This is a genomic window from Kosakonia sp. H7A, assembly GCF_003028445.1.
GTDB classification, from domain to species: domain Bacteria; phylum Pseudomonadota; class Gammaproteobacteria; order Enterobacterales; family Enterobacteriaceae; genus Kosakonia; species Kosakonia radicincitans.
In genome coordinates, this window is sequence record NZ_PYTZ01000017.1 from 21,202 (window position 1) to 29,398 (window position 8,197).

The 8,197-nt window shown below is 51.6% G+C and carries 7 protein-coding genes and 1 pseudogene; all 8 read right to left on the reverse strand.

The annotated features are described in order from the left end of the window. Positions 1-54: 54 nt before the first annotated feature. Positions 55-4,083: a DNA-directed RNA polymerase subunit beta gene (rpoB, locus tag CWM66_RS27410; RefSeq protein WP_035890293.1), complete on the reverse strand. Its 4,029-nt coding sequence runs from the start codon at positions 4,081-4,083 to the stop codon at positions 55-57. 322 nt (positions 4,084-4,405) lie between these two features. Further along, a complete protein-coding gene (gene rplL, locus CWM66_RS27415; protein ID WP_035890291.1) occupies positions 4,406-4,774 on the reverse strand; it encodes a 50S ribosomal protein L7/L12 in 369 nt (122 codons plus the stop codon). Between the two features lie 66 nt (positions 4,775-4,840). Next, positions 4,841-5,338 (reverse strand): 50S ribosomal protein L10, encoded by a 498-nt coding sequence (gene rplJ, locus CWM66_RS27420; RefSeq protein WP_035890288.1) that lies wholly within the window; start codon positions 5,336-5,338, stop codon positions 4,841-4,843. Between the two features lie 297 nt (positions 5,339-5,635). Next, complete coding sequence (rplA, locus tag CWM66_RS27430; RefSeq protein ID WP_035890285.1) at positions 5,636-6,340, reverse strand: 50S ribosomal protein L1; 705 nt, start codon at positions 6,338-6,340, stop codon at positions 5,636-5,638. A 3-nt stretch (positions 6,341-6,343) separates the two neighbouring features. Beyond that, positions 6,344-6,772: a 50S ribosomal protein L11 gene (gene rplK, locus CWM66_RS27435; protein ID WP_008503452.1), complete on the reverse strand. Its 429-nt coding sequence runs from the start codon at positions 6,770-6,772 to the stop codon at positions 6,344-6,346. Between the two features lie 140 nt (positions 6,773-6,912). Then, a complete protein-coding gene (gene nusG, locus CWM66_RS27440; protein ID WP_006816549.1) occupies positions 6,913-7,458 on the reverse strand; it encodes a transcription termination/antitermination protein NusG in 546 nt (181 codons plus the stop codon). A gap of 1 nt (position 7,459) precedes the next feature. Beyond that, entirely contained in the window at positions 7,460-7,843 is a 384-nt protein-coding gene (gene secE / locus CWM66_RS27445) for a preprotein translocase subunit SecE (protein ID WP_003033128.1), read from the reverse strand. A gap of 228 nt (positions 7,844-8,071) precedes the next feature. Continuing rightward, positions 8,072-8,197 (reverse strand): annotated as a pseudogene (gene tuf, locus CWM66_RS27455) (elongation factor Tu); the annotation flags it as partial.

The following is an 8,197-nucleotide window of genomic DNA, read 5'->3' on the forward strand; positions in this document are numbered from 1 at the left end:
GCACATTCCGCTGCCGGGTATTACCCCGACAGCGGTGACCTGTTTGAGCGAGAATTACTCGTCTTCCAGTTCGATGTTGATACCCAGAGAACGGATCTCTTTCAACAGTACGTTGAAGGATTCCGGCATACCTGGTTCCATCTGATGGTTGCCGTCCACGATGTTTTTATACATCTTGGTACGACCGTTCACGTCATCAGACTTAACGGTAAGCATTTCTTGCAGGGTGTAAGCGGCACCATAAGCTTCCAGTGCCCATACTTCCATCTCACCGAAGCGCTGACCACCGAACTGTGCCTTACCACCCAGCGGCTGCTGAGTAACCAGGCTGTAAGAACCGGTGGAACGCGCATGCATCTTGTCATCAACCAGGTGGTTCAGTTTCAGCATGTACATGTAGCCGACGGTAACCTGGCGCTCGAATTGCTCACCGGTACGACCATCGAACAGAGTGATCTGACCGGAAGTCGGCAGGCCACCCAGCTGTAACAGTTCCTTGATTTCGGACTCTTTCGCACCGTCGAATACCGGCGTTGCGATCGGCATGCCTTTGCGCAGGTTTTCAGCCAGACGCAGAACTTCTTCATCACTGAAGGTATTCAGGTCAACTTTCTGACGAACGTCAGCGCCCAGATCGTATGCACGCTGGATGAATTCGCGCAGTTTCGCGACTTCCTGCTGCTGTTTCAGCATGGCGTTGATCTTGTCGCCGATACCTTTAGCAGCCATCCCCAGGTGGGTCTCGAGGATCTGACCGATGTTCATACGAGACGGTACGCCCAGCGGGTTCAGTACGATGTCTACCGGCGTGCCGTTTTCATCGTAAGGCATATCTTCGATCGGGTTGATCTTAGAAATAACACCTTTGTTACCGTGACGACCTGCCATCTTATCACCAGGCTGGATCTGACGTTTAACAGCCAGATAAACCTTAACAATCTTCAGCACGCCCGGTGCCAGATCGTCGCCCTGAGTGATTTTGCGGCGTTTCGCTTCAAGTTTTTTCTCGAACTCGTGTTTCAGTTCGTCGTACTGCTCAGCCAGTTGCTCCAGCTGATTTTGTTTCGCTTCGTCGGTCAGGCCGAGTTCCAGCCAGCGGTCGCGCGGCAGTTTGTCGAGCTTCTCAGCTTCAACGCCGCCGGAAACCAGCACGGTATGGATACGGCTGAACAGGCCAGCTTCGAGGATTTGCAGTTCTTCAGACAGATCTTTCTTCGCCTGCTTCAACTGCATCTCTTCGATTTCCAGCGCACGTTTGTCTTTTTCCACGCCATCGCGGGTAAAGACCTGAACGTCGATAACAGTACCGGAGACACCGTTCGGCACACGCAGAGAAGAGTCTTTAACGTCAGACGCTTTCTCACCGAAGATCGCGCGCAGCAGTTTCTCTTCTGGCGTCAGCTGAGTTTCGCCTTTCGGCGTTACTTTACCAACCAGAATGTCGCCGCCGGTCACTTCCGCACCGATGTAAACGATACCGGATTCATCCAGTTTGGAGAGCGCAGCTTCACCCACGTTCGGAATGTCAGCGGTGATCTCTTCCGGCCCCAGCTTGGTGTCACGGGACACACACGCCAGTTCCTGAATGTGGATCGTTGTAAAACGATCTTCCTGAACAACACGTTCGGAGACGAGGATGGAGTCTTCGAAGTTGTAACCGTTCCACGGCATGAACGCTACGCGCATGTTCTGGCCGAGTGCCAGTTCACCGAGGTCGGTGGACGGGCCGTCTGCCAGCACGTCGCCGCGCTCAATTGGCTCACCCAGATAAACACACGGCATCTGGTTGATGCAGGTGTTCTGGTTAGAACGGGTGTATTTGGTCAGGTTATAGATGTCGATACCTGCTTCACCCGGGTACATCTCGTCTTCGTTAACTTTGATAACGATACGGGAAGCATCCACGTACTGAACGGTACCGCCACGTTTCGCAACTGCGGTTACACCGGAGTCAACGGCAACAGCACGTTCCATACCGGTACCAACCAGCGGCTTATCAGCGCGCAGAGTCGGAACCGCCTGACGTTGCATGTTCGCACCCATCAATGCACGGTTGGCGTCATCGTGTTCCAGGAACGGGATCAGGGACGCACCGACGGAAACCACCTGCTGGGTAGAAACGTCCATGTAGTCAACCTGGTCTGCGCTGAAGAGGCTGGATTCGCCTTTGCTGCGGCAGGTCACCAGATCGTCTACAAAACGACCTTCTTCCGTCAGGTTGGTGTTCGCCTGAGCGATAACATAGTTACCTTCTTCAATTGCAGAAAGGTAATGGATCTCGTCAGTTACCACGCCGTCAGTCACTTTACGGTACGGCGTTTCGAGGAAGCCGTATTCGTTAGTCTGTGCATACACGGACAGGGAGTTGATCAGACCGATGTTCGGACCTTCAGGCGTTTCGATCGGACATACGCGACCGTAGTGGGTCGGGTGAACGTCTCGAACTTCGAAGCCTGCACGCTCACGGGTCAGACCGCCTGGGCCGAGTGCAGAGATACGACGTTTATGCGTAATCTCGGACAGCGGGTTGTTCTGGTCCATAAACTGAGACAGTTGGCTGGAACCGAAGAACTCTTTCACGGCTGCGGAGATCGGCTTGGCGTTGATCATATCCTGCGGCATCAGGGTATCCAGATCGCCCAGAGACAGACGCTCTTTCACCGCACGCTCTACACGCACCAGGCCAACACGGAACTGGTTTTCCGCCATTTCACCAACGGAACGGATACGACGGTTGCCGAGGTGGTCGATATCATCCACTTCACCAATACCGTTACGGATACCGATGAGCTTTTTCATCACTTCGATGATGTCTTCTTTGCTCAGGATACCGGAACCTTCGATGGTGTCGCGCAGCAGAGAACGGTTGAACTTCATACGACCAACCGCAGACAGATCGTAGCGGTCTTCAGAGAAGAACAGGTTCTCGAACAGGCTTTCAGCCGCTTCACGAGTCGGCGGTTCACCCGGACGCATCATACGGTAGATCTCTACCAGCGCGCTCAGTCGATCGTTGGTCGGGTCGACGCGTACAGTCTCAGAGATGTACGGACCGTGGTCCAGATCGTTGGTAAACAGCGTTTCGATACGTTTGTGGCCCGCCTGGCTCAGCTTGGCCAGCAGATCGAGCGACAGTTCCATGTTCGCCGGGCAGATCAGTTCGCCAGTGGATTCGTCGATGTAGTCTTTAGACGCCACTTTACCCGCGATGTACTCAACCGGAACTTCGATATGTTGAATTTCGTCTTTTTCCAGCTGACGGATATGGCGCGCGGTAATACGGCGGCCTTTCTCAACATACATTTTGCCGTTCGCTTCGATGTCGAAGGACGCAGTTTCGCCGCGCAGACGTTCCGGCACCAGTTCCATTTGCAGCTTGTTGTCGCGAATCTCAAAGACCACTTTTTCAAAGAACAGGTCAAGGATCTGCTCAGTGGTGTAGTTCAATGCGCGCAGGATAATGGTAGCCGGCAGCTTACGACGACGGTCGATACGAACGAACAGGTTATCTTTCGGATCGAATTCGAAGTCCAGCCAGGACCCACGGTAAGGAATAATACGTGCGTTATAAAGCACCTTACCAGATGAGTGGGTTTTACCCTTATCGCTGTCAAAGAAGACACCTGGGCTACGGTGGAGCTGAGAAACGATAACACGCTCAGTACCGTTGATAACAAAGGTACCGTTGTCGGTCATGAGCGGAATTTCGCCCATGTAGACTTCTTGTTCTTTAATATCTTTAACAGTGCCTTCCGGCGCTTCGCGCTCGTAGATCACCAGACGCAGTTTTACGCGCAACGGAGCGGAGTAAGTTACGCCACGGATCTGACACTCTTTAACGTCAAAAACAGGTTCGCCAAGACGGTAGCTGACGTATTGCAGTTCCGAATTGCCGCTGTAGCTCTTAATCGGGAACACGGAGCGGAATGCCGCTTCCAGACCGTACTGCCCTTCAGGATCTTGCTCGATAAACTTCTGGAACGAGTCAAGCTGGATAGAAAGGAGATATGGAACATCCAGAACTTGTGGACGTTTACCAAAATCCTTACGAATACGTTTTTTCTCGGTATAGGAGTAAACCATAGGGTTCCTCAGCTCGCTGACAAGTCGACCCACTCTGCCCGTCGAAAGGACAGTTTATGCAACACTATTTTTTTGACCGGAAAGTGGAGCACTTTCCGCAATGCTTGTTGCTATCACGCTTAAATCATTTCATTGCGATTTACACAGAAGCGAGCTCCTGTCGCAGTATATTAAGTCGTCGATAGAAACAAGCATTGTAAAGGCTACTGGTAGTCAAACAGTGTGAAACGCTACCGGCACCTTCTACAGCGCAAAAAGGCTGGTGACCAAAAAGTCACCAGCCATCAGCCTGATTACTCAGGCTGCAACCGGAAGGGTTGGCTTATTTAACTTCAACTTCAGCGCCAGCTTCTTCCAGAGATTTTTTCAGAGCTTCAGCGTCATCTTTGCTCACGCCTTCTTTCAGAGCGGCCGGAGCAGATTCTACCAGGTCTTTAGCTTCTTTCAGACCCAGGCCAGTTGCGCCACGTACTGCTTTGATAACAGCAACTTTGTTAGCGCCAGCGGCTTTCAGAATAACGTCGAATTCAGTTTTCTCTTCAGCAGCTTCAGCAGCCGGGCCAGCAGCAACAGCTACAGCAGCAGCAGCAGAAACACCGAATTTTTCTTCCATTGCAGAAATCAGTTCTACAACGTCCATTACGGACATAGCGGCAACTGCTTCAATGATTTGATCTTTAGTGATAGACATTTAAATTGTTCCTGAATATCAGAATAAGTTTATACGTAAGCAAATGCTTTATAAAGAAAACTGCGATTAAGCAGCTTCTTTCGCATCGCGTACAGCAGCCAGAGTACGAACCAGTTTGCCAGCAGAGGCTTCTTTCATGGTTGCCATCAGGCGTGCAATTGCTTCTTCGTAGGTCGGCAGGGTTGCCAGGCGATCGATCTGGGACGCCGGGATCAACTCACCTTCAAAGGCAGCGGCTTTGACCTCAAATTTTGCATTCGCTTTCGCGAACTCTTTGAACAGACGAGCAGCAGCGCCCGGGTGTTCCATAGAGTATGCAATCAGGGTCGGACCAACAAACGCGTCTTTCAGGCACTCAAAAGAAGTACCTTCAACAGCACGGCGCAGCAGGGTGTTACGAACAACACGCATGTAAACGCCAGCTTCGCGACCTGCTTTACGCAGTTCGGTCATTTTATCTACGGTCACGCCACGGGAATCCGCAACAACCGCAGACAGCGCGCCTTTGGCTACTTCGCTGACTTCAGCAACAATCGCTTGTTTGTCTTGAAGATTTAAAGCCATTAGCTTTGCTCCTGGATGTTTGCCAGGGCTCATGCCCTGGAACTCACTTCACTCTTTTCAAAGAAAAGAGCGTCTTAATACGGTGAGCAGAAACAAGCCAAAGAGTACTTTAAAAATAATCTTTAGGTTCTGTCACCGTCTACGCAGGGAATTAAGCTTCTTACGAAACACCTGCGGTCTTCGACGGAGGCCTGGATAGGCCAGGCTCCAACGAACAAATCTTTTCTTGCTAACTTACGCTAGCAAATCGTGGGGGTAAGATTGTAGACAAATTCACCACCCACGTAAAGGCGAATCTTAGTTCGCTACTGCGCTCAGACCAGCCTGGTCTACCGCAACACCAGCACCCATGGTGGTGGAGATGCTAACTTTCTTGATGTACACGCCTTTCGCCTGAGTCGGTTTGGCTTTTTTCAGCGCAACCAGCAGAGCTTCCAGGTTTTCTTTCAGTTTGTCAGCGTCAAAGTTCACTTTACCGATGGTGGTGTGGATGATGCCGTTTTTGTCGTTACGGTAACGAATCTGACCGGCTTTAGCGTTTTTAACTGCTTCAGCAACGTTCGGAGTTACAGTACCAACTTTCGGGTTCGGCATCAGGCCACGCGGACCCAGAACCTGGCCCAGTTGACCAACAACGCGCATTGCATCCGGGGAAGCAATAACAACGTCAAAGTTCATTTCGCCTTTTTTGATCTGGTCAGCCAGATCTTCCATACCTACCAGCTCTGCGCCAGCCGCTTTAGCAGCTTCAGCGTTCGGGCCCTGGGTAAATACGGCAACGCGAACTGAACGGCCAGTACCGTGCGGCAGTACAGTCGCACCACGTACGTTCTGGTCAGATTTACGCGCGTCGATGCCGAGGTTAACGGCAACGTCTACGCTTTCTACGAATTTAGCAGTGGCCAGCTCTTTCAGCAGAGCAATGGCTTCGTTGATGTCGTACTGTTTAGTCGCATCAACCTTGTCACGGATCACGCGCATGCGCTTGGTCAGTTTAGCCATTTCTTAATCCTCCACTACCAGGCCCATGGAACGTGCAGTACCTTCGATTGAGCGAGTCATCGCTTCAATGTCAGCACCGGTCATGTCCGCGGCTTTAGTCTGAGCGATTTCCTGCAGCTGAGCGCGGGAGATTTTGCCCACTTTGTCTTTGTTCGGCTTGCCGGAACCAGACTTGATACCAGCCGCTTTCTTCAGCAGAACTGCTGCCGGAGGCGTTTTGGTAACGAAAGTGAAGGAACGGTCAGCGTAAACGGTAATAACTACCGGAATTGGCAGACCTTTTTCCAGGGATTCTGTTTTGGCGTTGAACGCTTTACAGAATTCCATGATGTTAACACCCTGCTGACCCAGAGCCGGACCGACTGGCGGGCTCGGGTTTGCCATGCCAGCTGCAACCTGCAGCTTGACGTAGGCCTGGACTTTCTTAGCCATTGAAATTTCCTCGTTTGGGTATAGCGCCCCTAAAGGCTCCCCGTGTTAAAGATGTTTTACGTGCATATCGCCCGTAAAAACAAAAGGCGCGAAATTGTATGTCAATTTCACGCCTTGTGCAACGTTTGATCGCCGAAGAATTAAGCTTTTTCTACCTGGCTGAAATCCAGTTCTACCGGAGTCGCACGACCAAAGATAGAAACGGAAACCTTCAGACGGGACTTCTCGTAGTCCACTTCTTCAACCACGCCGTTAAAGTCAGCGAACGGACCGTCGCTAACGCGAACCATTTCGCCTGGCTCAAACAGCGTTTTCGGACGCGGCTTATCACCGACCTGCTGGAGGCGGTTCATAATCGCATCGACTTCTTTATCGCTAATCGGCGCGGGACGATCGGACGTACCACCGATGAAGCCCATAACGCGCGGAACGCTGCGTACCAGGTGCCAACTGGCATCATTCATTACCATCTGGACAAGCACGTAGCCGGGGAAGAATTTACGTTCGCTTTTGCGACGTTGGCCGCCACGGATTTCAACCACTTCTTCGGTTGGAACCATAACTTCGCCAAACAACTCTTCCATGTTGTGTAATTTGATATGCTCACGCAGCGATGTTGCTACGCGGCCTTCAAAACCGGAAAACGCCTGAACGACGTACCAGCGCTTTTTAGGAGCTTCAGACATCTCAGAACCTCAGGCCAGTGATAAAGGAAACCAGGCGAACCAGAATACCATCCAGTCCCCACAGGATCAGTGACATGACTGCGGTTACCGCAGCCACGATCAATGTGGTGTGCAACGTTTCCTGACGAGTAGGCCAAATCACTTTACGTACTTCGGTTCTCGCTTCACGGGCAAATGCAACGGTCGCTTTACCCTTCGTCGTCAACAGCGCGACACCACCTGCTGCAGCAATCAGAATAACAACTGCCAGCGCGCGGAGTGGCAGCATCATGTCACGATAAAGATAGTTGCCAACGATAGCCACGAGCAGCAGTACAGCAACAACAACCCACTTCATCGCTTCCAGGCCGCGCCCGCTCCCTTGAGCTTCGGTATTCGCACTCATAAACCAACCTGTCACAAGAATTCAGACAAACATTTTTGCCCCGCATAAGCGAGGCAACCAAACCGAAATGCTCTGGCGAGATTCGGACTAACGCCCTCAACAGAGCCTGTCTCAGCAATGATTATGACAAAAAAAATCACTGATGAGCCAGGTTCTGGTTCGAAAGCGTACAAAAAGGGCATCAAATGATGCCCTCTTATTGCGCATTGCGTCAAATGTTATCAGCGATTAGCTGAGAACTTTTGCCACAACGCCCGCGCCAACGGTACGGCCGCCTTCACGGATTGCGAAACGCAGACCATCGTCCATCGCAATCGGGTGAATCAGGGTAACAACCATTTTGATGTTGTCGCC